Source organism: Micromonospora sp. KC606, from assembly GCF_004348675.1.
Classification (GTDB): Bacteria; Actinomycetota; Actinomycetes; order Mycobacteriales; family Micromonosporaceae; genus Micromonospora.
The window spans coordinates 1-23,157 of record NZ_SMKN01000084.1; the positions used below are offsets into that span (position 1 = coordinate 1).

Here is a 23,157-nt window from a genome sequence, read left to right on the forward strand (position 1 = left end):
ACCTCCCACCACGCCACCTCCCACCACGCCACCTCCCACCACGCCACCGCCGACCACGCCGCCGCCGGGCGGGGCGATGCAGATGGAGAACCTCGATCGCGGGCTGGTCAGCGTCCGCTCCGGCAGCGGCAACCTGGTGTCCTGGCGACTGCTCGGCACCGAGGCCTCCGGGGTGTCGTTCAACCTCTACCGGGGCGCCACCAAGGTGAACAGTTCGCCGATCACCGGCGCGACCAACTACCTCGACAGCGGCGCGGCGGCCGGGTCGTCGTACACGGTGCGCGCCGTGGTCAACGGCACTGAGCAGGCCGCCTCGGCGCCCGCGCTCCAGTTCGGCAGCGGCTACCTGGACGTGCCGTTGCAGGTGCCGCCGGGCGGCACCACGCCCAGCGGGGAGGCGTACACCTACGTGGCCAACGACGCCAGCGTCGGCGACCTCGACGGCGACGGCGACTACGAGTTCGTGCTCAAGTGGGATCCGTCCAACGCCAAGGACAACTCGCAGTCCGGCTACACCGGCAACGTCTACATCGACGCGTACACCCTCACCGGAACCCGGCTGTGGCGTATCGACCTGGGTCGTAACATCCGCGCCGGCGCCCACTACACCCAGTTCCAGGTGTTCGACTACGACGGCGACGGTCGCGCCGAGGTGGCCATGAAGACCGCCGACGGCACCCGTTCCGGCACCGGCCAGGTCATCGGCTCAGCGTCGGCCGACCACCGCAACTCCAGTGGCTACATCCTCGCCGGCCCCGAGTATCTGACCATGTTCGACGGCCGCACCGGCGCCGCCCTCTCCACCGTCAACTACGACCCGCCGCGCGGCAACGTCTCCTCCTGGGGCGACTCGTACGGCAACCGCGTCGACCGGTTCCTCGCCGGCACCGCCTACCTCGACGGGCAGCGCCCCTCACTGATCATGGCGCGTGGCTACTACACCCGGGCCGTCATCGCCGCCTGGGACTTCCGCAACGGCACCCTGACCAAGCGGTGGACGTTCGACTCGAACGCCTCCGGCAACTCCGCCGCGTACGGACAGGGCAACCACAGCCTCTCCGTCGCCGACGTCGACGGCGATGGCCGGCAGGAGATCGTCTACGGCGCGGCCACCATCGACGACAACGGCCGGCTGCTGTGGTCCACCGGCCACGGCCACGGCGACGCCGGGCACGTCGGTGACCTCGACCCGTCCCGCCCGGGACTGGAGTACTTCAAGGTCAGTGAGGACTCCCGCAAGCCCGGCTCCTGGTTCGCCGACGCCCGCACCGGGCAGGTGCTGTGGTCCACGGCCCCGGCTGGCGACAACGGCCGGGGGGTCTCCGCCGACATCTGGGCCGGCAGCCCCGGCGCCGAGTCCTGGTCCTCGGCCGTCGGCGGCCTGGCCAACACCCGCGGGCAGAACGTCGGGCGCAAGCCGTCCTCGACAAACTTCCTCGCCTGGTGGGACGGCGACCCGGTGCGTGAACTGCTCGACGGCACCCGGGTCGACAAGTACGGCACCAGCGGGGAGACCCGACTGCTCAGCGGCAGCGGGGTGGCCTCCAACAACGGGACCAAGTCCACTCCGGCGCTGTCCGGCGACATCCTCGGTGACTGGCGGGAGGAGGTCGTCTGGCGCACCAGCGACAACCGCGCCCTGCGGATCTACAGCACGCCCAGCCAGACCAGCACCCGGATCTACACGCTGATGCACGACGCGCAGTACCGTACCGCCATCGCCTGGCAGAACACCGCCTACAACCAGCCGCCGCACCCGAGCTTCTTCATCGGTGACGGCATGTCCACTCCGCCGACCCCGAACATCTACCTGCGTTGACGGTCATCCGACCGCCCGGTCCGTGACGACGACGCTGACCGGCCCGGGGCGGCGCTGACCCGGACCGGAAGAACAGGCACCGGGTCGCCAGTGCGCGGAATCCGCAGCTCTGGCGACCCGGTGCACCACACCGCAGCACCCCCGACCCGTCCCGACCGGGAGTGCCGTACCACCACCGATCACCAAGTTAGGGGTGCTCCGCGACGTGGGAGTGACGTGGGTATGAAGAACGTGTTTCAGGCATTCCGCGTCAGACCACCGGCCACGGTTTCGGCCACCAGCTCGAACGAGCGCACCCGGTCGGCCACGTCGTACACCATCGTGGTGAGCATCAGCTCCTCGGCGCCCGTGCGGGTCAGCAGGTCGCCGAGCTGCCGGCGGACCGTTTCCGGACAGCCCGTCGCCTGGCCGTCGCGGCGCTGCCGCACGAACTGGCGTTCCGGGTCGTCGTACGGGTACGCCGCCGCCACCTCCGGCGTGACGAGGGGTTCCGGCCGCCCGGCCCGCAGCTTCAGAAAGGACAGCGCGCTCGGCCCGGCCAGCCACTCGGCCCGCTCGTCGGTGTCCGCGCAGACCACGTTGACCGCGACCATCGCGTACGGCCGCTGCAGCCAGCGCGACGGCCGGAAGCTCTGCCGGTACAGCCGCAACGCCGGCAGGGTGTGCTCCGCGCTGAAGTGGTGCGCGAACGAGAACGGCAGCCCGAGCAGTCCGGCCAGTTGGGCGCTGAACCCGCTGGAACCGAGCAGCCAGACCGCCGGCGACTGCCCGAGGCCCGGCGTCGCCCTGATCGGCCCCGGCTCGTCACCGGTGAAGTAGTTCATCAGGTCCGCCAGCTCACGAGGAAAACCCTCGGCCGACAGCCCCTCCACGGTCCGACGCAGCGCCAGTGCGGTCACCTGATCGGTGCCCGGTGCCCGGCCGACACCCAGGTCGATCCGGCCGGGGTGCAGCGCCTCCAGGGTGCCGAACTGCTCGGCCACCACCAGCGGCGCGTGGTTGGGCAGCATCACCCCGCCCGAACCCAGCCGGATGGTCGAGGTGTGCGCCGCCAGGTGCGCGAGCAGCACGGCCGGCGCGGAGCTGGCGATCGCCGGCATGTTGTGATGCTCGGCCACCCAGAACCGGTGGTAGCCGAGCTCCTCGGTGCGGCGGGCCAGCTCGGTGGTGTGCCGCAGGGCCTCACCGGCGGTCGCGCCACGAGCCACCGGAGCAAGATCAAGGACAGACAACGGTACGTCGATCACACCGCGGACAACCCGCGGCGCGACCGGCGTCTTCCGGATCGTGCCCTAACCCATACCCCGCGCCTGCTCGAAGATCAGACTCGTCTGGGTGTGCTGCACCGCCGGGTCCACCGCGAGGTGGTCGAGCACGAAGTCCCGCAGCGCGTCCCCGGATGCCGCCCGCACGTGCAGCACGTAGTCCTCCGCGCCGGCCACGTGGAACACCGACACCACCCCCGGCAACCGCACCGACCGGGCCCGGAACGCGTCCACGGCCGCCCTCTCGTGGGCGGTCAGCCGCACCGAGACCAGCGCCTGCAACGGCAACCCCAGCGCTGCCGGGTCCACCTCGGCGTGGAAACCCCGGATCGCCCCGCACTCACGCAGGGCCCGGGTGCGGGTCAGGCAGGTCGAGGCCGCCACCCCGACCCGCTCCGCCAGTGCGTTGTTCGGCACACGGCCATCGGCGGCCAGCTCGGCCAGGATCGCGCGGTCGACGTCGTCCAGCGCGGCGAACGATCGCCGCACATCATTCGGCGTAGCGGACATCGGATCATCCTTCCCCGAAGACCCGATCGATGGAAGCGCATTCTCCAGAATGATGTTCGGCCCCCTTGCTATTGCTTCGGAACTTGTTCGACGCTTCCGGTCATGACGACCGTGGACACCCGAGCCGTGCACGCCGGCCGCGACGACCTCGCCGCCCTCGGCGTCCACGTGCCACCGATCGACCTGTCCACCACCAACCCGCTGCCCGGCGTCGACGGCGGCGGCGAGACGTACGAGCTGCTCGCCGGCGGCGGCACCCTCCCGCCCGGTGCCAGCGCCGTCTACCAGCGCCTCTGGAACCCCACCGTGGCCCGCTTCGAGACCGCGCTCGCCGAGCTCGAGGGCACCGCCGAGGCCGTCGCCTTCGCCAGCGGCATGGCCGCCCTCACCGCCGCCCTGCTCGCCGCGACCCGCGACGGGAAGCGCCACGTCGTCGCCGTCCGCCCCCTCTACGGCGGCACCGACCACGTCCTCGCCACCGGTCTGCTCGGCACCGAGGTCACCTGGGCCCGGCCCGACCAGGTCACCGCCGCCGTACGCTCCGACACCGCCCTCGTGGTCGTCGAAACCCCGGCCAACCCCACCCTCGACCTGATCGACATCGCCGCCCTCGCCGAGGCCGCCGGCGACGTCCCGCTGCTCGTCGACAACACCGTCGCCACCCCGGTGCTCCAGCAGCCCGCCCGGCACGGCGCGGCACTCGTCCTGCACAGCGCCACCAAGAGCATCGGCGGCCACGGCGACGTCCTCGCCGGCGTCATCGCCGGCGACAGCGGCTGGGCCGCCCGGCAGCGCCAGGTCCGCGCCGTCACCGGCGCCGTGCTGCACCCGCTCGGCGCGTACCTGCTGCACCGCGGCCTGCAGACCCTGCCGCTACGGGTCCGCGCCCAGCAGGCCGGCGCGGAGAAACTCGCCGGCTGGCTCACCGGCCACCCGGCTGTCGCCCGGGTGCACCACCCGTCGGTCCACGACCCGGCCGGGCTGGTCGGGCGGCAACTGTCCGGCACCGGCAGCCTGCTCGCGGTCGAGGTACGCGGTGGCGCCCCCGCCGCCGCGCGGGTCGCCGACGCGTGCCAGCTGATCACCCACGCGGTCTCGCTCGGCGGCGTGGACACGCTGATCCAGCACCCGGCCTCGCTCACGCACCGGCCGGTGGCCGGGGAGGCCAAGCCGTGCGGTGGGCTGCTGCGGATCTCCGTCGGGCTGGAGGACCCGGAGGACCTGCGAGCGGACCTGGAGCGGGCGCTCGCGATGATCTGATTCTGCCCTCGCGGGCACCGGCAAGGTTCAGCTGGCGCGCGAGCGCGGATCTCCGGTGGGTGCCCCGCGTCATCTCGAACGCCTGTATGACGGTTTCGGTGTCCCCGGTGGGATTCGAACCCACACTGTCGGAGGTTTGAGCTCCGCTTCTCTACCGGTTGGAATACGGGGACAGGTGACCCGACGCTGTCGCGTCGGGTCATAGGTTACCTACTACGCTAGGGGCGGCGACACCCGGCATGGCGGGTGTCGGGGCACAGACTGGGTGGGAGTGGCTCGTGGCCGAGACGCAGACGGATGCCGAGCGCAGGCGCGTACTGATCGCCGAGGACGAGGCGCTCATCCGACTGGACCTGGCCGAGATGCTGGTCGAGGAGGGCTACGAGGTCGTCGGCGAGGCCGGGGACGGCGAGACCGCCGTCCGGCTGGCCGAGGAGCTCAAGCCGGATCTGGTCATCCTCGACATCAAGATGCCGATCATGGACGGCCTGGCCGCCGCCGAGCGGATCGCCGCCGAGCGGATCGCCCCGGTGATCATCCTGACCGCGTTCAGCCAGCGTGACCTGGTCGAGCGGGCCCGGGCGGCCGGCGCGATGGCGTACCTGGTGAAGCCCTTCCAGAAGAGCGACCTGGTGCCGGCGGTGGAGATCGCGCTGTCGCGCTACTCCGAGATCGCCGCGCTGGAGGCCGAGGTCGCCGGCCTCACCGATCGGCTGGAGATCCGCAAGACGGTCGAGCGGGCCAAGGGCGCCCTGATGACGACGTACGGCATGACCGAACCGCAGGCGTTCAAGTGGATCCAGCGCACCGCGATGGACCACCGGATGACCATGAAAGAGGTCGCCGAGCGGATTCTCGCCGAGACCGCCGGCGGCGAGGTCGCCCAGCCGGCCACCTGAGGGTGTGCGGGGTCCGGCGCTGAGGCGTTTCCTGCCTGCTGGGCTGCTGGCAAGCCGTCGGGTAAAGGCCCCCAGGAGGGGTCACTCCTTACCCACCAGGCACCGGCGGAACTCCCGTACCATCGACTGTTCTTACAGTGATCGGTTCCGGTCCGCCACGCCGTGTAACGGTTCGGTCAACGCGTCTCCCTGGGGCTTTCATCGCAGCTCCGAGGTGGGATAGCGTCCGGCCCCAGACCGGCGACGACGGTCTGGTTCGTCCGCCCCCCGCAAGGGCCAATAGGCAGCGGGTGGTTCGGACCATGGAACTGAGGAGGGTTCGGGCCTTGAGGCAGAAGCTCGCTCGTGTGATCGGTGGAGCCGCCCTGCTGGCGCTCGTCGCCGGCAGTGCCGCGTGCGGCAACGGCGGTGGTGAGGACACCGCGGCCGGTGGCGACCAGTGCGGCAACAAGATCGCGTTCTTCGGCGCGCTGACCGGCAGCTCGGCGGCGCTGGGCATCAACGAGAACAACGGCGCCAAGCTGGCCGTCGACAAATACAACAAGGAGAACCCCGACTGCAAGGTCGAGCTGGTGCCGCTGGACTCGCAGGGCAGCCCCGACCAGGCCCCGCAGCTGGCTCAGAAGGCCATCGACGACACGAAGATCCTCGGCATCGTCGGCCCGGCCTACTCCGGTGAGTCGGAGGCCGCCGGCCCGCTGTTCAACGAGGCCGGCCTCGTCACCATCACCCCCTCCGCGACCCGGCCGAGCCTCTCCGAGCAGAACTGGAAGACCTTCTTCCGGGCGGTCGGCAACGACTTCAGCCAGGGCCCGGCGGCCGGTAACTACATCAAGAACATCATCAAGGCCGAGCGGGTCTACGTCATCGACGACCAGTCCGCCTACGGCGCGGGCCTGGCCGACGAGGTCAAGAAGGTTCTCGGCGCGTCTGTCGTCGGCTCGGACAAGGTCCAGGGCGAGGGCAAGCAGACCGAGTTCTCCGGTGTGGTCACCAAGGTCAAGAGCGCCAACGTCCAGGCGATCTTCTACGGCGGCTACTACCAGGAGGCCGGCCTGATCCGCAAGCAGCTCACCGCTGCCGGGGTCACCGCACCGCTGGTCGCGGGCGACGGCGTCAACGACGCCGCCTACATCACCTCCGCTGGCGCCGCGGCGGCCGAGGGCACCATCCTCACCTGCCCCTGCCAGCCGGCCACCGAGGCGCGCGGCACGTTCGCCCAGGAGTACAAGGCGCTCAACGGCACCGACCCGGGCACCTACAGCGACACCGCCTACGACGCGGCGAGCATCCTGCTCGCCGGCATCAAGGACGGCAAGACCACCCGGCCGGGGCTGCTGGAGTTCGTCAAGAACTACAACGGTGAGGGCGTCGCGGCGACCTACAAGTTCGTCGAGGGCGGCGAGCTGGACCCGGCGCAGGTCAAGGTCTGGGCCTTCAAGGTCACCGGCGGCAAGGTCGTGCCGGACCAGGAGATCCCGAAGTCCTGACGCCGGTCGCTGCTACAGCGATTGAGTTGTGATCGCGGGTGCGGCCGGGAACTCACTCCCGGCCGCACCCCTTTTCTCTCCAGACCCGATGGAGCGTCCCTTCATTGAACTTCGACGACCTGTTCTCCAACTTTGGGACATACACGGCCACCGGCCTGACGCAGGGTGCGATCTACGCCCTGGTCGCGCTCGGCTACACGCTGGTCTACGGCGTCCTGAGACTCATCAACTTCGCCCACTCCGAGGTCTTCATCGCAGGCGCGTTCGCGGCGATCTGGACCTGGAACGGCTTCGGGCTCGACCAGAACTCGCAGGTCAGCGGCATCGGGTCGATCATGTTCTACCTGCTGGTGGCGGTGATTGTCGCCGCGATCGCCTCCGCCGGCACGGCCACCGTGATCGAGCGGGTGGCGTACCGGCCGCTGCGTAAGCGCAACGCGCCGCCGCTGGCCTTCCTGATCACGGCGATCGGCGCGTCCATCGCCATCTCGGAGGCGTTCGGCATCTGGACCCGCCGCCGCCCCGAGGGCGCCCCGAACCTGGTCAGCACCGAGCCGCTGTTCCACATCGCCGGGGTGCCGATCGACGCGGTTCAGCTGCTGACCGTCGGCGCCGCCCTGGGCATGATGATCGGGCTGGACTTGTTCATCAACCGCAGCCGGGTCGGCCGCGGCATCCGGGCGGTCGCGCAGGATGCCAACACCGCCGCGCTGATGGGCGTGAACAAGGACCGGATCATCATGATGGTCTTCATCGTCGGCGGCACCATGGCCGGCGTGGCCGGCCTGCTCTACGACGTCCGGATCGGCACGCTGACCTACAGCGTGGGCTTCCTGCTGGGGCTCAAGGCGTTCACCGCCGCGGTGCTCGGCGGCATCGGCAACCTGCGCGGCGCGCTGGTCGGTGGCCTGCTGCTGGGCGTGGTGGAGAACTACGCCTCCGGTCTGTTCGGCACGGAGTGGAAGGACTTCGCGGCGTTCGCGCTGTTGGTGGTGCTGTTGATGTTCCGGCCGACCGGTCTGCTGGGTGAATCGCTGGGGAGGGCGCGGGCATGACGACCGTCCTGGAGAGGGTCCGTTCCGGCCGCGAGGCGGCCGGCGAGCGCTGGCGTGGGGCGCCGCGCTGGGTGCGCTGGGCGCTGCTGATCGCGGTGATCGCGTTCTTCTACGCCCTGCCGAACAGGGAGTTCTACCAGTACCTGGGACCGATCCCGACCCCGGGGGCGAACTTCACCCAGGTGATGTTCACCGTCTCGATCTATGTGCTGCTGGCGGTGGGCCTGAACATCGTGGTCGGCTTCGCCGGCCTGCTCGACCTCGGGTACTTCGGCTTCTTCGCCGTGGGCGCGTACACCGTGGCCGTGCTGACCTCGCCGAGCAGCGACCTCAAGACGCTGTGGCCGTGGCTGCTGGCGGTGCCGGTGGCGATCGCGCTGACGATGGTCTCCGGCGTCATGCTGGGCACGCCGACTCTGCGGTTGCGCGGTGACTACCTGGCGCTGGTGACCCTCGGCTTCGCCGAGATGATCCGGATCGGGGCGGTCAGTTCCGAGTTCCTCAAGGGCCAGCGGGGCTTCAACCAGATTCCGCACCCGCCCGGCCAGTACGCCGACGGCCGCCCGGTCTTCGGGGTGCTGGACGCCCGGCCGTACTACTGGCTGGTGCTCACGGTGATCATCCTGGTGGTGATCGGGGTGCGGAACCTGACCCACAGCCGGGTCGGCCGGGCCTGGATCTCGATCCGTGAGGACGAGGACGCCGCCCAGTTGATGGGTGTGCCGACGTTCAAGTTCAAGCTCTGGGCGTTCGCGGCGGGCGCGGCGATCGCCGGCCTGGCCGGCGCGCTCTTCGCGGGCAAGCAGAACTTCGTCAACTCGCAGAACTTCGAGCTGCTCAACTCGATCATCATCCTGGCCGCGGTCATCTTCGGCGGTTCCGGCAACATCGTCGGTGCGATCGTCGGTGGCGGCCTGGTGGCCTACATGATCGAGCGGTTCCGTGGCATCGACCTGTTCGGCGTGCAGCTCTACGAGTACCGGTTCCTCTTCTTCGGCCTGGTGCTCGTGGTGATGATGATCTTCCGGCCGGAGGGGCTGATCCCGAACCGACGACGTGCGGCGGAGTTCAAGGACCGCCGCAAGGAGGTGACCGTCGGTGAGTGACACCGAGCAGAAGCCGTCCGTTCCCGCCCAGGCGGGTGCCCCGGCCGTCGAGGCGGTGCCCGCGCGGGAACCGCTGTTGGAGGTCGACCACGTCACGCTGCGCTTCGGCGGCGTGGTCGCGCTGAACGAGGTGGACTTCACCCTCTACAAGGGGGAGATCCTCGGCCTGATCGGCCCCAACGGCGCCGGCAAGACCACCTGCTTCAACGCCATGACCGGTATCTACCAGCCCACCGAGGGGCAGATCAGGTTCCGCGGCGAGAAGATCAGCGGCAAGAAACGGCACCAGATCACCAAGATGGGCATGGCGCGGACGTTCCAGAACATCCGCCTGTTCCCCGAGATGACGGCGCTGGAGAACGTTCTGGTCGGCGCCGACGCGCACCACAAGACCAGCGTGATCTCGGCGCTGTTCCGGCTGCCGCGGTACTGGCGGGAGGAGCGCGAGGGCCGCGAGAAGGCCGAACGCCTGCTGGAGTTCGTCGGCATCCGTCACCGGATGCACGAGTTCGCCCGCAACCTCTCCTACGGCGAGCAGCGTCGGCTGGAGATCGCCCGGGCGCTGGCCACCGACCCGCTGCTGCTCTGCCTGGACGAGCCGGCCGCCGGCTTCAACCCGGCGGAGAAGGAGGAACTGCTCCAGCTCATCCGGCAGATCCGGGACAGCGGGGTGACGGTGCTGCTGATCGAGCACGACATGCGGCTGGTCATGGGCGTCACCGACCGGATCGTGGTCCTGGAGTTCGGAAAGAAGATCGCCGAGGGCCTGCCCGCCGAGGTGCGGGAGGACCCGAAGGTGATCGCGGCGTACCTGGGGGTGCCGGACGATGCTGCTTGAGATTGACGATGTGAGCCTGCTGTACGGGCGGATCCAGGCGCTGCACGGCATCAGCCTGACCGTGGCCGAGGGCGAGATCGTGGCGCTGATCGGCGCCAACGGCGCCGGGAAGTCGACCACGATGCGGGCCATCTCCGGGATCCGGCCGGTCGCCTCCGGACGTGTCCGGTTCGACGGCGAGGACATCACCAAGCTGCGGGCGGACCTGCGGGTGCGGCGCGGTCTGTGCCAGGCGCCCGAGGGCCGCGGCATCTTCCCGGGCATGACGGTGCTGGAGAACCTCGGCATGGGTGCCTACACCCGGCGGGACCGGGCGGGCATCGCCCAGGATCTCGACCGGGTGCTGGAACTCTTCCCGCGGCTGGCCGAGCGGCGCAAGCAGCACGGCGGCACGCTCTCCGGTGGCGAGCAGCAGATGCTGGCCGTCGGCCGGGCGCTGATGAGCCGGCCGAAGTTGTTGCTGCTCGACGAGCCCTCGATGGGGCTGGCGCCGATGCTGATCCAGCAGATCTTCAGCATCATCACCGAGATCAACCAGCAGGGCACCACGATCCTGCTCGTCGAACAGAACGCCCAACAGGCGCTGGCCCGGGCGCACCGGGCGTACGTGCTGGAGACCGGCCGGATCGTCAAGAGCGGCACCGGTGCGGAGCTGCTGCACGACCCGTCGGTAAAAGAGGCGTACCTCGGCGTGGCCTGACCGGCCGCCACCCCTCATCGCAAGGAGCGCAAAATGTTCAACTCACGTGGTGGCCGCGCGACCCTCGGCGTCACCGGCGCCGCGCTGCTGGCTCTGTCGCTCGCCGCGTGCGGCGAGAAGGAGAACAGCGCCCAGCCCGGCGCCGGGCCCTCCGTCACCGCCGCCGCCGACTCGGCGTTGGCCGCGAAGGTGCCCGACGCCATCAAGGCCGACGGCGTTATCAAGGTCGGCACCGACTCGACGTACGCCCCGGCGGAGTTCCTGGACAACGACGGCAAGACCGTCGTCGGCTTCGACATCGACCTGTTCAACGCGGTCGCGCAGAAGCTCGGCCTGAAGGCCGAGTACGAGTCGGCGCCGTTCGACGCGATCCTGCCGGCCGTCGACTCCGGCAAGTACGAGGTCGGTGTCTCGTCGTTCACCATCAACGCCGAGCGGCTCAAGAGCGTCAACATGGTCAGCTACTTCTCCGCCGGCACCCAGTGGGCCACCAAGCAGGGCAACCCGGCCGGCGTCGACCCGGAGAACGCCTGCGGCAAGAAGATCGCCGTGCAGGTCGGCACCGTGCAGCTCGACGACATCACCGCCCGGTCGAAGAAGTGCACCGACGCCGGCAAACCGGCGATCACCATCGACCAGTACCAGGCGCAGAGCGACGCCACGGCCGCGGTGGTCAGCGGCAAGGACGACGCCATGCTGGCCGACTCCCCGGTCGGCGCGTACGCGGTGAAGCAGAGCGGCGGCCAGTTGGCGCCGCTCGGCGACATCTACGAGTCGGCCCCGTACGGCTACGCGGTGAAGAAGGACCAGACCGCGTTCGCCGAGGTGCTGAAGGAGGCCGTCGCGGCGGTCATCGCCGACGGCACGTACGAGGGCGCGCTGAAGAAGTGGGGCGTCGAGGGCGGCGCCGTCACGACCTCGGCGTTGAACCCGACCAGCTGACGATGTCGGTCGAGGCAGACAGACCCGAACGGGCACGGCCGGAACCCATCCGAGCCGTGCCCGTGCGGCACCCCGGGCGGTGGGTCGCCATCGCCGTGATCGGGGTGCTGGTGGCCATGTTCGTCCACCTGCTGGTGACGAACAAGGCGTTCAACTGGTCGTTCATGGTCGACGAGATGTTCCGGCCGCCGGTCGTGGAGGGGCTGCGCGGCAGCATCGCGCTGCTCGTGACCTCCATGTTGATCGGTATCGGGCTGGGTGTCGTCCTCGCCATCATGCGGCTGTCGGAGAACCCGATCCTGCGTGGTGTCGCCTGGGCGTACACCTGGTTCTTCCGGGCGGTGCCCCGGCTGGTGCTGGTGATCCTCTTCGGCAACCTGGGCATCCTGTGGGCGCGCATCGAGTTCGGGCTGCCCTTCGACCGGCAGATCGGCGCCCTGTTCGGGGTCGACGACTTCCAGGCCCGGCTGTTCGGCTTCTCCGCCCTGGAGATCCTCAGCGGGTTCGTCGCCGGCATGCTGGCGCTGGGCCTGTCCGAGGCCGCCTACATGGCGGAGATCGTCCGGGCCGGCATCCAGTCGGTGGACGAGGGTCAGACCGAGGCCGCCCAGGCGCTGGGCCTGACCCGCGCCCAGGTCCTGCGCCGCATCGTGCTGCCGCAGGCCATGCGGGTGATCGTCCCGCCGACCGGCAACGAGACCATCGCCATGCTCAAGGACACCTCGCTGGTGGCCTTCGTGCCGGTCTCCACCGAGCTGTTCTTCCAGCTCAGGGCCGTCGGTAGCCGGACCTTCCAGGTCTTTCCGATGCTGGTCGCGGCGACCCTCTGGTATCTGCTGGTGACCAGCGTGCTGCTGGTCGGGCAGTACTACCTGGAGCGGCACTTCTCCAAGGGCGCGGGGCGCAGCGGACGGGCGAGGACCACGTTGCGAGGGATCGCGGCGGAGAACGGCGGGACAACCGGGAAGGTGGCCGGCACATGACCGAGCTGACGGTGTCGGCATCGCCTGACGGTACGGCGGCGGTGTCCGGGCCGATGGTCCGCGCCGAGCAGGTGCACAAGTCGTTCGGGTCGATCGAGGTGCTCAAGGGCATCGACATGAAGGTCCGTGCCGGCGAGGTGTGCTGTCTGCTGGGCCCCTCCGGCTCCGGCAAGTCGACCTTCCTGCGCTGCATCAACCACCTGGAGAAGATCAACGCTGGCCGGATCTGGGTGGACGGCGACCTGATCGGCTACCGCGAGCGCGGCGGGAAGCTGCACGAGATGCGGGAGAAGGACGTCGCGGCCCAGCGGCGGGCGATCGGCATGGTGTTCCAACGGTTCAACCTCTTCCCGCACATGACCGTGCTGCAGAACGTCGTCGAGGCACCGGTGCTGCTGCGCCGGGTGAAGAAGGCCGAGGCCCGCGACCGGGCCGCGCAGCTGCTGGAGCGGGTGGGGCTGGGCGACAAGCTCGGGGCGTACCCCGGTCAGCTCTCCGGCGGCCAGCAGCAGCGGGTGGCGATCGCCCGGGCGCTGGCGATGCGACCGAAGCTGATGCTCTTCGACGAGCCCACCAGCGCGCTCGACCCGGAGTTGGTCGGCGAGGTGCTCGACGTGATGAAGGACCTCGCCCGCGACGGCATGACCATGATCGTGGTCACCCACGAGATCGGCTTCGCCCGGGAGGTCGGCGATCACCTGGTCTTCATGGACGGCGGCGTGGTCGTCGAGCAGGGCGACCCGCGCGAGGTCATCGCCAATCCCCGACATGATCGCACCAGGGCCTTCCTGGCCAAGGTCCTGTGACCCCGCCGGGTCCGGTGCGGCGCCCGCCGCCGCACCGGACCCGCGTCCTGTCGGCCGGCGGGTTCGCCCGCACGGCGGAACGGAGACCCCGGGTCACCGGACCACGGCGAGCTGGCGGCTGATCCTGGGGGCAGGTGGCACCGGCCCGGGCCGTGCCGCGGGGCGGGGTTGTCGGCGGTACGGACTAGAGTCGCTGCCGTGACAGCTACGACGCCGCGCCTGCTTCTCGTCGACGGACACTCCCTGGCATACCGGGCCTTCTTCGCCCTGCCGGTGGAGAACTTCTCCACCACGACCGGGCAGCCGACCAACGCCGTCTACGGCTTCACCTCGATGCTGATCAACGTGCTCCGCGACGAGCAGCCCACCCACATCGTGGTCGCCTTCGACGTCTCCCGCCGCTCCTTCCGCACCGAGAAGTACGCGGAGTACAAGGCCGGCCGCAGCGAGACCCCGACCGACTTCAAGGGGCAGGTCAGCCTCGTCAAGGAGGTCCTCGCCGCGCTGCGGATCCCGGTGGTGGAGCGGGAGGGCTACGAGGCCGACGACGTCATCGCCACCCTCGCCTGCCAGGCCCGCGACCAGGGCATGCAGGTGCTGATCAGCACGGGCGACCGGGACGCGTTCCAGCTCGTCGGCGACGACATCACCGTGCTCTACCCGCGCAAGGGCGTCTCCGACCTGGCCCGGATGGACCCGGCGGCGGTCGAGGCGAAGTACGGCGTCGGCCCCGAGCGCTACCGTGACCTGGCCGCGCTCGTCGGCGAGAGCAGCGACAACCTGCCCGGCGTCCCCGGGGTCGGGCCGAAGACGGCCGCCAAGTGGATTAACACGTACGGCGGGGTGGAGGGCGTCATCGCCCGGGCCGACGAGATCAAGGGCAAGGCCGGCGACAGCCTGCGTGAGCGGCTCGCCGACGTGATCCGCAACTACGAGATCAACTGCCTGGTCTCCGACCTGGAGCTGCCGATCCGCCCGGAGGACGCCCGCTGGCAGGGCTGGGACCGGGAGGCCGTGCACCAGGTCTTCGACACCCTCCAGTTCCGCATCCTGCGGGACCGGCTCTACCAGTACCTCGAGGCCGTGGAGCCGGAGGCCGAGGCGGGCTTCGAGCTGGCGGGCGAGGTGCTCGCCGCTCCCGGCGCGCTGGCCGGCTGGCTGGAGACGCACGCCCCCGCCGACACCCCGGTCGGGCTGGCCGTCAAACTCGACACCGGCCCCAACCGGCGGCACACCGCCTCGGTGACCGGCCTGGCGCTGGCGACCTCCGGCGGGGCGGCGGCCTGGTGCGACCCGACCGGGCTGGAGCCGGCCGACGAGGCGGCCCTCGCGGCCTGGTTGGCCGACGCCGCGCGCCCCAAGGTGCTGCACGACAGCAAGCCGGCGGTGCTCGCCTTCGCCGCGCACGGGTGGTCCCTGCACGGCATCGCCCGCGACACCCAGATCGCCGCCTACCTGGCCCGCCCCGACCAGCGCTCGTACGACCTGACCGACCTGGCCCTGCGCTACCTGCACCGGGAGCTGCGCGTCGACGCCCCGCAGACCGGTCAGCTCACCCTGGACGGGCTCGGTAACGACGGTGAGGCCGAGCAGAACCTGATGCTCCAGGCCCGGGCCACCCTCGACCTGGCCGACGCGATCGACGCCGAGCTGTCCCGCGACGGCGAGCAGTCCGCCCGGCTGATGGCCGAGGTGGAGCTGCCACTGATGCGGGTGCTCGCCGAGATGGAGCGCACCGGGATCGCCGCCGACACGCCCTACCTCTCGGAGCTGGAGGCGCACTTCGCCGCCGAGGTGAAGGCCGCGGCGCAGGGCGCGTACGCGGCGGTCGGGCGGGAGTTCAACCTGGGATCGCCCAAGCAGCTCCAGGAGATCCTCTTCGGCGAGCTGGGGTTGCCCAAGACCAAGAAGATCAAGACCGGTTTCACCACCGACGCGGACGCCCTCCAGTGGCTCTACGCGCAGAACCCGCACCCGGTGCTGGAGCATCTGCTGCGCCACCGGGACGTCGCCAAGCTGAAGTCCACGGTCGACGGGCTGCTCAAGTCGGTCTCCGACGACGGCCGCATCCACACCACCTTCAACCAGACGGTCGCCGCGACCGGCCGGCTCTCCTCCACCGAGCCCAACCTGCAGAACATCCCCATCCGCACCGAGGAGGGGCGGCGCATCCGCCGGGCCTTCGTGGTGGGGGAGGGGTACGAATGCCTCCTCACCGCCGACTACAGCCAGATCGAGATGCGGATCATGGCGCACCTGTCGTCGGACGACGCACTGATCGAGGCGTTCAACTCCGGCGCGGACTTCCACGCCGCCACCGCCTCGTCGGTGTTCGGGGTGCCGGTGGCTGAGGTCACCGCCGACCAGCGGCGCAAGATCAAGGCGATGAACTACGGTCTGGCGTACGGGCTGAGCGCGTTCGGCCTCTCCCAGCAGCTCGGCATCAGCGCCGACGAGGCGCGCGGGCTGATGGAGAACTACTTCGCCGGCTTCGGCGGGGTGCGGGACTACCTGCACGAGGTGGTGGCCCGGGCCCGCCAGGACGGCTACACCTCCACCATCCTCGGCCGCCGGCGCTACCTGCCCGACCTGGTCAGTGACAACCGCCAGCGCCGGGAGATGGCCGAGCGGATGGCGCTCAACGCCCCCATCCAGGGGTCGGCGGCCGACATCATCAAGGTCGCCATGTTGCGCGTCGACACCGCGCTACGCGACGCCGGCCTGCGCTCCCGGATGCTGCTCCAGGTGCACGACGAGCTGGTCTTCGAGGTCGCGCCGGGCGAGCGGGAAACGCTGGAGGCGTTGGTGCGCAAGGAGATGGGGCAGGCGTACCCGCTGTCCGTGCCGCTGGAGGTCTCCGTCGGCGAGGGCCGCGACTGGAACAGCGCCGACCACTGACCGGGCGGCGGTTGCGTGCGTGAGGCGCTCCACCGCCGCCGACACGTACGCCGAACCGGTTGCGGATCCGCCGATCGTGCCGGGCAGAGCCTCGCCGGGGTGGTGAGCTAGGTGGCGATCCTGGCGCCGAGCAGGTACCGGATGTTGCGAACCCGGGCCACCGCGCGCTCGTCGTACTCGCGGTAGCCGTTCGCCGCCCGCGCCGAGGTGATCAGTCCGTGCTCCTCGTAGTGCCGCAGGGCACGGGGAGTTCAGCCGGTCACCCTGGCCAGCTCGCCGATCCGCACGTGCCCACCTTCCGTCCCACCGCCGTTCGGCGCGATGATCATCTGGCCGACGTCGGCCTTGTTGGCGGCGTACACCGAGGAGCCCGGCCATCCGCGCTGGCCGACGGCCGTGGTGATGTTGACGATCACGCCGCCGTTCGCGGTGAGCGGCGACCAGGACGTCCAGTCTGACCCTGCCGTCAGCGGCAGGCTCAGGCGGTCGGGTCAACGGTTGGGGGCCCGGCGTTCCCTGGGTGGGGCGCCGCGTCGCTCCAGCGCCTTCCGGGACGGGCCGCCCGGCGGCGGCAGCGGGGCCTTGACGGGATCGTGGCCCCAGTTCATCAGGGAGTACCGCCACCGGGTCCGGCGGACGTCGCCGCTCGGTCGCTGCGCCATGTGCCGCCGGACGTACCCGACGACCTTGCGCATGTGCCGGTAGTCGCCGGCGGTGAGCTGGTCGCGCTTGCGGCGCAGCAGGTCGATGATCCTCCGGCCGGACTCGTGGCCCACCGACTCGCCGCCGCCGGAGCCCTTCCGGCGCCAGCCGACGTGCTTGGACTCGTCGGTCTCCAGCCACTGCTGCAGCTCGGCGGGCCGCATGTTCACCGCCTCGGTGAACTCGCGGTAGGTCTGCCGGGGATCGTCACTTCGGCTCATGCCGCAGCACCTCCGGTCGGTGGGCGACGTCCCGGCCCGAGTGGTCGTTGCGGATCCGGTACTGCGGCTCCTCCGGCGTGGCGTCCACGGTGTGCCCGCGGACGTGCGTCCGTTCGGTGATCCTCTCCTTGACCACGCCGTACGCCCGGCCGCTGTGACTGGCCCAGGAGACGTGGTCGCCCGTGTGGAACTTCTTCTCGGCCATGCCGCCCGGGTACCCGTACCGATCGGCGGGAAACGGCGGCCGGGGCGTGGTGGGCGGCTCCGGCGCGGGCCGGCGGAGCGCCGTCAGGGGGTGATCTGGGCGATCGGCAGCTTGATGTCGAAGGGCTCGGTCAGCTCGACCAGCTCGGGGGGCGTCCGGCAGGTCGAGCAGATCCACCAGCGTGTAGTCCGCACGCTGCTGCCGCATCGGATCCGGACACCAGGGGCCAGGTGATGTCGGGCCGGGCTCGGCGCTCATGCCGTGAGCCCAGCGCCGAGCGCGGGGCACTCGGTCGCACCCGCGGTCCGACGCGGCCCAGCGACGGCACCGGTCGGTGTGCGGTGGTACAGCGGTGGGCGGCTGCGTACCGGATGGCTCAGTCGGCCGGCTTCTCGGTGACGAAGATGGCGGTGCCGGGGAAGAGCCGTCCGCGCAGTGGGCTCCACTGCCCCCAGGTCCCCTCGTGTCCCTGCGGCCACTCCGGCTCCACCAGGTCCAGCAGCCGGAACCCCGCGCCGACCAGCTCGCGAATCCGGTCGCCCAGGGTGCGGTGCTGCTCGACGTACGTGGCCGTGCCGTGTGCGTCCTGCTCCACGTAGGGGGAGCGGTCGAAGTACGAGTGCACGGCCGTCAGCCCGCCCTCACCCGGGTCGTCCAGGAAGATCCAGCGCATCGGGTGGGTCACCGAGAAGACCCATCGGCCGCCCGGGCGCAGCACCCGGTGGACCTCGACCATCAGCGCGGCGGAGTCGTCGACGAAGGGAACCGCGCCGAAGGCGGTGCAGGCGAGGTCGAAGGCGGCGTCGGGGAAGGGTAGGGCGAGGGCGTCGGCCTGCACCAGCGGCACGCGTACCCCGGTGGCGTCGGCGATGCGCGCGGCGTGCCGCAACATGCCGGCGGAGAGGTCGAGGGCGACCGGGTGGGCGTTCCGGGTGGCCAGCCAGCGGGCGCACGCGGCGGCCCCGCACCCCACCTCCAGCACCCGGCGCCCCGCGACGTCGCCGAGCAGCCGGGCCTCGGCCTCGCGCAGTCCCTCCGGGCACCAGACGAAGTCCACGTCGCCCAGGAACGCGCCGTGCACGGCCTGGTAGTCGTCGGCGTCGGCGTCCCACCAGCGGCGGTTGGCGCGGCGGGTCTCCGCGTCGCCGACCCGGCGGCGGATCACTCGGTTGTCGTCGTCCACCCGATCACGCTAGGCCCCGCCCGTCCGACCGGCGGTCGCCGGGCCGGGGGATGCGCTATCTTTCCCGGTGCGGATGTGACGCGCGAGACAGTCGTGACGTTTTCCGGCCTAAATCTCCGCTTTCGCAGCTGGCGCGGCCACGAGGAGGCGGGAGGGCTTGCACGCTGTGGTAATGCAGCAGGTAGGCTAGACGACGCGCTCGCGGATCGTGTGCCTCGGCAGGGAGCAGGTGCGCGGTCACCGGAGCCACTAATGATCCTCACTTGGCGATCGTTCGGTGTGCCCGGCGACGGATCCGTTGGCGCGGACAGGTCACCGCGACACCACGCCTGCTGTGACAACCCATCCGACCGGAGCAACCGCCCACATGACGAGCAGCATCGAGGCCCCCTCGAGCGCCACCCGGGTCACCCACGACGATCTCGGTTCCGAGGAGGCTTTCCTCGCCGCGATCGACGAGACCATCAAGTACTTCAACGACGGCGACATTGTCGAAGGCACCGTCGTCAAGGTCGATCGGGACGAGGTCCTGCTCGACATCGGCTACAAGACCGAGGGCGTCATCCCCTCTCGGGAGTTGTCGATCAAGCACGACGTGGATCCCGCCGAGGTCGTCTCGGTCGGTGACCACATCGAGGCCCTTGTCCTCCAGAAGGAGGACAAGGAGGGTCGTCTGATCCTCTCCAAGAAGCGGGCGCAGTACGAGCGGGCCTGGGGCACGATCGAGAAGATCAAGGACGAGGACGGCGTCGTCCGCGGTTCGGTCATCGAGGTGGTCAAGGGTGGCCTCATCCTCGACATCGGGCTGCGCGGCTTCCTGCCCGCCTCCCTGGTCGAGATGCGGCGGGTGCGGGACCTGCAGCCGTACGTCGGCCGCGAGCTCGAAGCCAAGATCATTGAGCTGGACAAGAACCGCAACAACGTGGTGCTGTCCCGCCGGGCCTGGCTGGAGCAGACGCAGTCCGAGGTGCGCACCGAGTTCCTCAACAAGCTGCAGAAGGGGCAGGTCCGCAAGGGCGTCGTCTCGTCGATCGTCAACTTCGGCGCGTTCGTCGACCTGGGCGGCGTGGACGGCCTGGTGCACGTCTCCGAGTTGTCCTGGAAGCACATCGACCACCCGTCCGAGGTCGTCGAGGTCGGCCAGGAGGTCGAGGTCGAGGTTCTGGACGTCGACCTGGACCGTGAGCGGGTCTCGCTGTCGCTGAAGGCGACCCAGGAGGACCCGTGGCGGCAGTTCGCCCGTACCCACGCGATCCAGCAGATCGTGCCGGGTAAGGTCACCAAGCTGGTGCCGTTCGGTGCCTTCGTCCGGGTGGACGACGGCATCGAGGGCCTGGTCCACATCTCCGAGCTGGCCGAGCGTCACGTGGAGATCCCGGAGCAGGTCGTCCAGGTCGGCTCCGAGGTCATGGTCAAGGTCATCGACATCGACCTGGAGCGTCGCCGCATCTCGCTGTCGCTCAAGCAGGCCAACGAGGGCTTCGTCGAGGGCGAGGAGCACTTCGACCCGACCCTCTACGGCATGGCCGCGACCTACGACACCGAGGGCAACTACATCTACCCGGAGGGCTTCGACCCGGAGACGGGCGAGTGGCTCGAGGGGTACGACAAGCAGCGCGAGGCGTGGGAGCAGCAGTACGCCGAGGCGCGCCAGCGCTGGGAGGCCCACACCAAGCAGGTGCAGAACTCCCGTGCCGCCGACGCCGAGGCCGCTGCCAACCCGGCCCCGGCCGTCACCGGCACCACCACCACGACCAGCGCGGCCCCGAGCCGTCAGGCCGAGGAGCCGGCCGGCACGCTGGCCACCGACGAGGCGCTCGCCGCACTGCGGGAGAAGCTCGCCGGCGGCAAGTGACCCTGTGACAACTCCAGCTCGGCGAGCTGGAGCCGTCACTGACGACGACGGGCCCCGTCCCCGCGATCCGGTTCACCGGATCGCCTGGGGGCGGGGCCCTCGCGCGTCCACCACCTTTCCCGCTCCCCGGCTCGGCCCGCCCGTTGGTTCGGCGCTCTCGCCGGTTCGGGGCTCTCGCCGTGCGGCATTCTGTGGTGTCGCGGTGGCGGGTTGCCGCGATGTGGCGTAGCTGGCGTCGCTCATGTGATCGGCCCGCCTGCCCAGCTTGGCTCGGTTCGATCCCGTGGACGAGGTCACGGCGCGGGGTGCGGTCTGGTTGGCGGGGATAGGGATGATCCGGTCTACTGGTGCGGTGCTGAAGGTGGGACTGACCGGTGGGATCGGGTCAGGCAAGAGCGCGGTGGCGGCTCGGCTGGCCGAGCGGGGCGCGTTTGTCGTCGACGCCGACCGGATCGCCCGCGAGGTGGTCGCCCCGGGCACTGAGGGGCTCGGCGAGATCGTCGCCGCCTTCTCCGACCGGGTGCTCGACGCCAGCGGCGCGCTGGACCGGGCGGCACTGGGCGCCCTGGTCTTCGGCGACGAGAGCGCGCGACGCCGGCTGGAGTCGATCACCCACCCGCGGGTCCGCGGCCGCACCGCTGAGTTGGTCGCCGCCGCACCCGCGGACGCGGTGGTCGTCAACGACGTGCCGTTGCTGGTGGAGGTGGGGCTTGCCCCGACGTACCACCTGGTGGTGGTCGTGCAGACGGCGGTGGACACCCGACTGGAGCGGTTGGCGCGCGGCCGTGGCATGCCGCCGGCGGAGGCCAGGCGGCGCATCGCGGCGCAGGCCGACGACGGCCGGCGTCGGGTTGCAGCCGACGTGGTGCTGCACAACGACGGTTCACTGGACGACCTGCACACGGCGGTGGACGCCCTGTGGCGGGACCGGCTGGTGCCCTACGAACGCAACGTGCGGCAGCGGCGCGCGGTTTTCCCCCCACGGGTGGCGTTCACCGAGGCGGACCCGACCTGGGCCGAGCAGTACGCCCGGCTAGCGGCCCGGATCCGACACGCCGCCGCCCCGGCGGAGCCACGCCTGGACCACATCGGTTCGACCGCCGTGCCCGGCCTCGCCGCCCGGAACGTGATCGACATCCAGCTGACCGTGGGTTCTCTGACGGAGGCAGACGGGCCACTCGCCGACCGGCTCGCCGACGCCGGCTTCCCCCGGGTGCACGGCAGCCGGTGGGACGCCCCGGGGCCGGGTGACGACGGGCGGAGGCAGGAGCGGCTGCACGGCAGCGCCGACCCGGGCCGACCGGCCAGCCTGTACCTGCGGCTGGCCGGCTCACCCAGCTGGCGGCAGGCGCTGCTGACGCGTGACCACCTGCGTGCCGAACCCGACCAGCGGGCCGCCTACCTGAGGTCGCAGCGGGAACTGGCGGCTGGGGCCCCGGATGACGGCGAGTTCGCGACGTCGGGGGAGCCCTGGTTCGACGAGGAGCGCCTGCGGGCGCAGGAGTGGGCCGCACGGACCGGTTGGCGGCCCTGACCCTTCACCGGCCCCGGTCCGGCCCGCCGCCCCGGCGGGACGCGGTGGCCGGTTTCCCGGCGGGTGGCCGGGCCGCGGGTGGCACGACCCCGGCCGGCACGACGCCCGGGGTGAGGTCGAGTTGCGCCCAGGCGTGGGAACGGGCGCGCAGCTCCAACCGGCGCGGCAGTCCCGTCCGGTCCAGCCAGTAGCGCAGGCGTAATCCCTTTTCGCGTAGCTCGATGACGTCCACCACCCGGCCACCGACCCGGTCGACCCGCAGCCACACGGCGGCACCGGGCCGGGCCGGCGCTGCGGCGGCCCGCAGCGCCGTGTCGACCAGCAGGTCGAGGTCGTCGGTGGGGCGTACGCCGCGCCGCCAGCCGGCGTCGGGCGGTGGCGGCAGCGGCGGATGGGCGGGCGCGGTGACGGCGCCCGCGCCCGGCCCGACCGGCACCTCGGCCCGGTCGAACCCGCCCCGGTGGCGGTGCAGCAGGGTGTGCCGGCCGAGAGTGTCCAGTTCGGCCACCGACAGGTACGCGGCCCGACCGGTCCAACTCAGCCAGCCGGTGCCGCGTACGTTGGCGGCGGTGCCGAGCGGTGCGGCCACGGTGACGGCGGCGCCGGCCTCGGCGCGTAGCCGGGCGGGCACCCGGGTCAGCCGCTCGGCCTCCGGGTCGAGCAGCGTCCGGGGTAGTCCCGGACGGCCGCCCAGCGCGTCGACCGGCCAGAGCACCGGCCGGTCGAGATGGTCCAGTTCGGCGGTGACCGGTGTCCGGTCCGGCAGCCGCCCCTCCCACCGGCGCAGCCGGGAGTCGCGGTCGACCCACCAGCGGGGATCGCCGTCCCCGGCCACGGGCGGGGCAGGTGGGCTGGTGGATGGGCCGGCCCCGACCGGGGTGGGCAG

General features: G+C 70.9%; 21 protein-coding genes, 1 tRNA gene and 1 pseudogene. 14 read left to right on the forward strand and 9 right to left on the reverse strand.

What is annotated here, in order from left to right:
* Positions 1-1,819, forward strand: a 1,819-nt coding sequence (locus E1193_RS17315; protein ID WP_132184232.1) for a rhamnogalacturonan lyase, incomplete at its 5' end; no start/stop codon positions are given.
* 236 nt (positions 1,820-2,055) lie between these two features.
* Here the strand turns inward: E1193_RS17315 and E1193_RS17320 are convergent.
* Complete coding sequence (locus tag E1193_RS17320) at positions 2,056-3,066, reverse strand: LLM class flavin-dependent oxidoreductase (RefSeq protein ID WP_132184233.1); 1,011 nt, start codon at positions 3,064-3,066, stop codon at positions 2,056-2,058.
* 45 nt (positions 3,067-3,111) lie between these two features.
* On the reverse strand, positions 3,112-3,594 hold the full coding sequence (locus tag E1193_RS17325; protein WP_132184234.1) for an Lrp/AsnC family transcriptional regulator: 483 nt from the start codon (positions 3,592-3,594) through the stop codon (positions 3,112-3,114).
* A gap of 102 nt (positions 3,595-3,696) precedes the next feature.
* Here E1193_RS17325 and E1193_RS17330 point away from each other — a divergent pair, with 102 nt between their 5' ends.
* Positions 3,697-4,854, forward strand: a complete 1,158-nt coding sequence (locus E1193_RS17330) for a PLP-dependent aspartate aminotransferase family protein (RefSeq protein ID WP_132184235.1) — start codon at positions 3,697-3,699, stop codon at positions 4,852-4,854.
* 99 nt (positions 4,855-4,953) lie between these two features.
* On the opposite strand, the gene E1193_RS17335 is transcribed toward E1193_RS17330, so the two are convergent.
* Positions 4,954-5,027, reverse strand: a tRNA-Leu gene (locus E1193_RS17335).
* Positions 5,028-5,132: 105 nt separating this feature from the next.
* Here E1193_RS17335 and E1193_RS17340 point away from each other — a divergent pair.
* The 10 genes from E1193_RS17340 to polA all read left to right on the forward strand — a co-directional run bounded on the left by E1193_RS17340 (position 5,133) and on the right by polA (position 16,571).
* Positions 5,133-5,753 (forward strand): response regulator, encoded by a 621-nt coding sequence (locus tag E1193_RS17340; RefSeq protein ID WP_132184236.1) that lies wholly within the window; start codon positions 5,133-5,135, stop codon positions 5,751-5,753.
* A 326-nt stretch (positions 5,754-6,079) separates the two neighbouring features.
* Positions 6,080-7,243, forward strand: a complete 1,164-nt coding sequence (locus E1193_RS17345; RefSeq protein WP_132184237.1) for a branched-chain amino acid ABC transporter substrate-binding protein — start codon at positions 6,080-6,082, stop codon at positions 7,241-7,243.
* Between the two features lie 104 nt (positions 7,244-7,347).
* Positions 7,348-8,298, forward strand: a complete 951-nt coding sequence (locus tag E1193_RS17350; protein WP_132184238.1) for a branched-chain amino acid ABC transporter permease — start codon at positions 7,348-7,350, stop codon at positions 8,296-8,298.
* Positions 8,295-9,404: a branched-chain amino acid ABC transporter permease gene (locus E1193_RS17355; RefSeq protein WP_132184239.1), complete on the forward strand. Its 1,110-nt coding sequence runs from the start codon at positions 8,295-8,297 to the stop codon at positions 9,402-9,404. Before E1193_RS17350 ends, E1193_RS17355 begins: the two co-directional genes overlap by 4 nt.
* Positions 9,405-9,459: 55 nt before the next feature.
* Positions 9,460-10,242, forward strand: coding sequence for an ABC transporter ATP-binding protein (locus tag E1193_RS17360; protein ID WP_207922743.1), 783 nt, complete (start codon positions 9,460-9,462; stop codon positions 10,240-10,242).
* On the forward strand, positions 10,232-10,942 hold the full coding sequence (locus E1193_RS17365) for an ABC transporter ATP-binding protein (RefSeq protein ID WP_132184241.1): 711 nt from the start codon (positions 10,232-10,234) through the stop codon (positions 10,940-10,942). Before E1193_RS17360 ends, E1193_RS17365 begins: the two co-directional genes overlap by 11 nt.
* Before the next feature lie 33 nt (positions 10,943-10,975).
* Positions 10,976-11,884: an ABC transporter substrate-binding protein gene (locus E1193_RS17370; RefSeq protein WP_132184242.1), complete on the forward strand. Its 909-nt coding sequence runs from the start codon at positions 10,976-10,978 to the stop codon at positions 11,882-11,884.
* Positions 11,885-11,886: 2 nt separating this feature from the next.
* Positions 11,887-12,867, forward strand: coding sequence for an amino acid ABC transporter permease (locus E1193_RS17375; protein WP_132184243.1), 981 nt, complete (start codon positions 11,887-11,889; stop codon positions 12,865-12,867).
* Positions 12,864-13,673, forward strand: a complete 810-nt coding sequence (locus E1193_RS17380; protein WP_132184244.1) for an amino acid ABC transporter ATP-binding protein — start codon at positions 12,864-12,866, stop codon at positions 13,671-13,673. Before E1193_RS17375 ends, E1193_RS17380 begins: the two co-directional genes overlap by 4 nt.
* Before the next feature lie 198 nt (positions 13,674-13,871).
* A complete protein-coding gene (gene polA / locus E1193_RS17385) occupies positions 13,872-16,571 on the forward strand; it encodes a DNA polymerase I (RefSeq protein WP_132184245.1) in 2,700 nt (899 codons plus the stop codon).
* A 107-nt stretch (positions 16,572-16,678) separates the two neighbouring features.
* On the opposite strand, the gene E1193_RS33225 is transcribed toward polA, so the two are convergent.
* From E1193_RS33225 to E1193_RS17415, 5 genes are all read right to left on the reverse strand, one after another.
* Entirely contained in the window at positions 16,679-16,810 is a 132-nt protein-coding gene (locus E1193_RS33225; protein ID WP_279433357.1) for a MerR family transcriptional regulator, read from the reverse strand.
* 12 nt (positions 16,811-16,822) lie between these two features.
* Entirely contained in the window at positions 16,823-16,987 is a 165-nt protein-coding gene (locus E1193_RS33230; RefSeq protein ID WP_243707747.1) for a hypothetical protein, read from the reverse strand.
* 75 nt (positions 16,988-17,062) lie between these two features.
* The gene (locus E1193_RS17400; RefSeq protein WP_132184246.1) at positions 17,063-17,494 is read right to left on the reverse strand and encodes a DUF3140 domain-containing protein; all 432 of its coding nucleotides are present in this window, start codon (positions 17,492-17,494) and stop codon (positions 17,063-17,065) included.
* On the reverse strand, positions 17,481-17,699 hold the full coding sequence (locus E1193_RS17405; RefSeq protein ID WP_132184250.1) for a DUF2945 domain-containing protein: 219 nt from the start codon (positions 17,697-17,699) through the stop codon (positions 17,481-17,483). Before E1193_RS17405 ends, E1193_RS17400 begins: the two co-directional genes overlap by 14 nt.
* A gap of 376 nt (positions 17,700-18,075) precedes the next feature.
* On the reverse strand, positions 18,076-18,882 hold the full coding sequence (locus E1193_RS17415) for a class I SAM-dependent methyltransferase (RefSeq protein ID WP_132184247.1): 807 nt from the start codon (positions 18,880-18,882) through the stop codon (positions 18,076-18,078).
* Positions 18,883-19,249: 367 nt separating this feature from the next.
* Between E1193_RS17415 and rpsA the strand changes: the two genes are divergently transcribed.
* Positions 19,250-20,737, forward strand: a complete 1,488-nt coding sequence (gene rpsA, locus E1193_RS17420) for a 30S ribosomal protein S1 (RefSeq protein WP_132184248.1) — start codon at positions 19,250-19,252, stop codon at positions 20,735-20,737.
* Between the two features lie 352 nt (positions 20,738-21,089).
* Entirely contained in the window at positions 21,090-22,271 is a 1,182-nt protein-coding gene (coaE, locus tag E1193_RS17425; protein WP_132184249.1) for a dephospho-CoA kinase, read from the forward strand.
* Positions 22,272-22,275: 4 nt separating this feature from the next.
* Here the strand turns inward: coaE and E1193_RS31945 are convergent.
* Positions 22,276-23,157 (reverse strand): annotated as a pseudogene (locus tag E1193_RS31945) (hypothetical protein); the annotation flags it as partial.

Excerpts from the sequence above, each read along its gene's own strand:
- E1193_RS17325 (WP_132184234.1), bottom strand. The coding sequence starts at position 3,594 with ATGTCCGCTACGCCGAATGATGTGCGGCGATCGTTCGCCGCGCTGGAC.
- E1193_RS17330 (WP_132184235.1), top strand. The coding sequence starts at position 3,697 with ATGACGACCGTGGACACCCGAGCCGTGCACGCCGGCCGCGACGACCTC.
- E1193_RS17355 (WP_132184239.1), top strand. The coding sequence starts at position 8,295 with ATGACGACCGTCCTGGAGAGGGTCCGTTCCGGCCGCGAGGCGGCCGGC.
- E1193_RS17365 (WP_132184241.1), top strand. The coding sequence starts at position 10,232 with ATGCTGCTTGAGATTGACGATGTGAGCCTGCTGTACGGGCGGATCCAG.
- E1193_RS17370 (WP_132184242.1), top strand. The coding sequence starts at position 10,976 with ATGTTCAACTCACGTGGTGGCCGCGCGACCCTCGGCGTCACCGGCGCC.
- E1193_RS17375 (WP_132184243.1), top strand. The coding sequence starts at position 11,887 with ATGTCGGTCGAGGCAGACAGACCCGAACGGGCACGGCCGGAACCCATC.
- E1193_RS17380 (WP_132184244.1), top strand. The coding sequence starts at position 12,864 with ATGACCGAGCTGACGGTGTCGGCATCGCCTGACGGTACGGCGGCGGTG.
- E1193_RS17400 (WP_132184246.1), bottom strand. The coding sequence starts at position 17,494 with ATGAGCCGAAGTGACGATCCCCGGCAGACCTACCGCGAGTTCACCGAG.
- E1193_RS17405 (WP_132184250.1), bottom strand. The coding sequence starts at position 17,699 with ATGGCCGAGAAGAAGTTCCACACGGGCGACCACGTCTCCTGGGCCAGT.
- rpsA (WP_132184248.1), top strand. The coding sequence starts at position 19,250 with ATGACGAGCAGCATCGAGGCCCCCTCGAGCGCCACCCGGGTCACCCAC.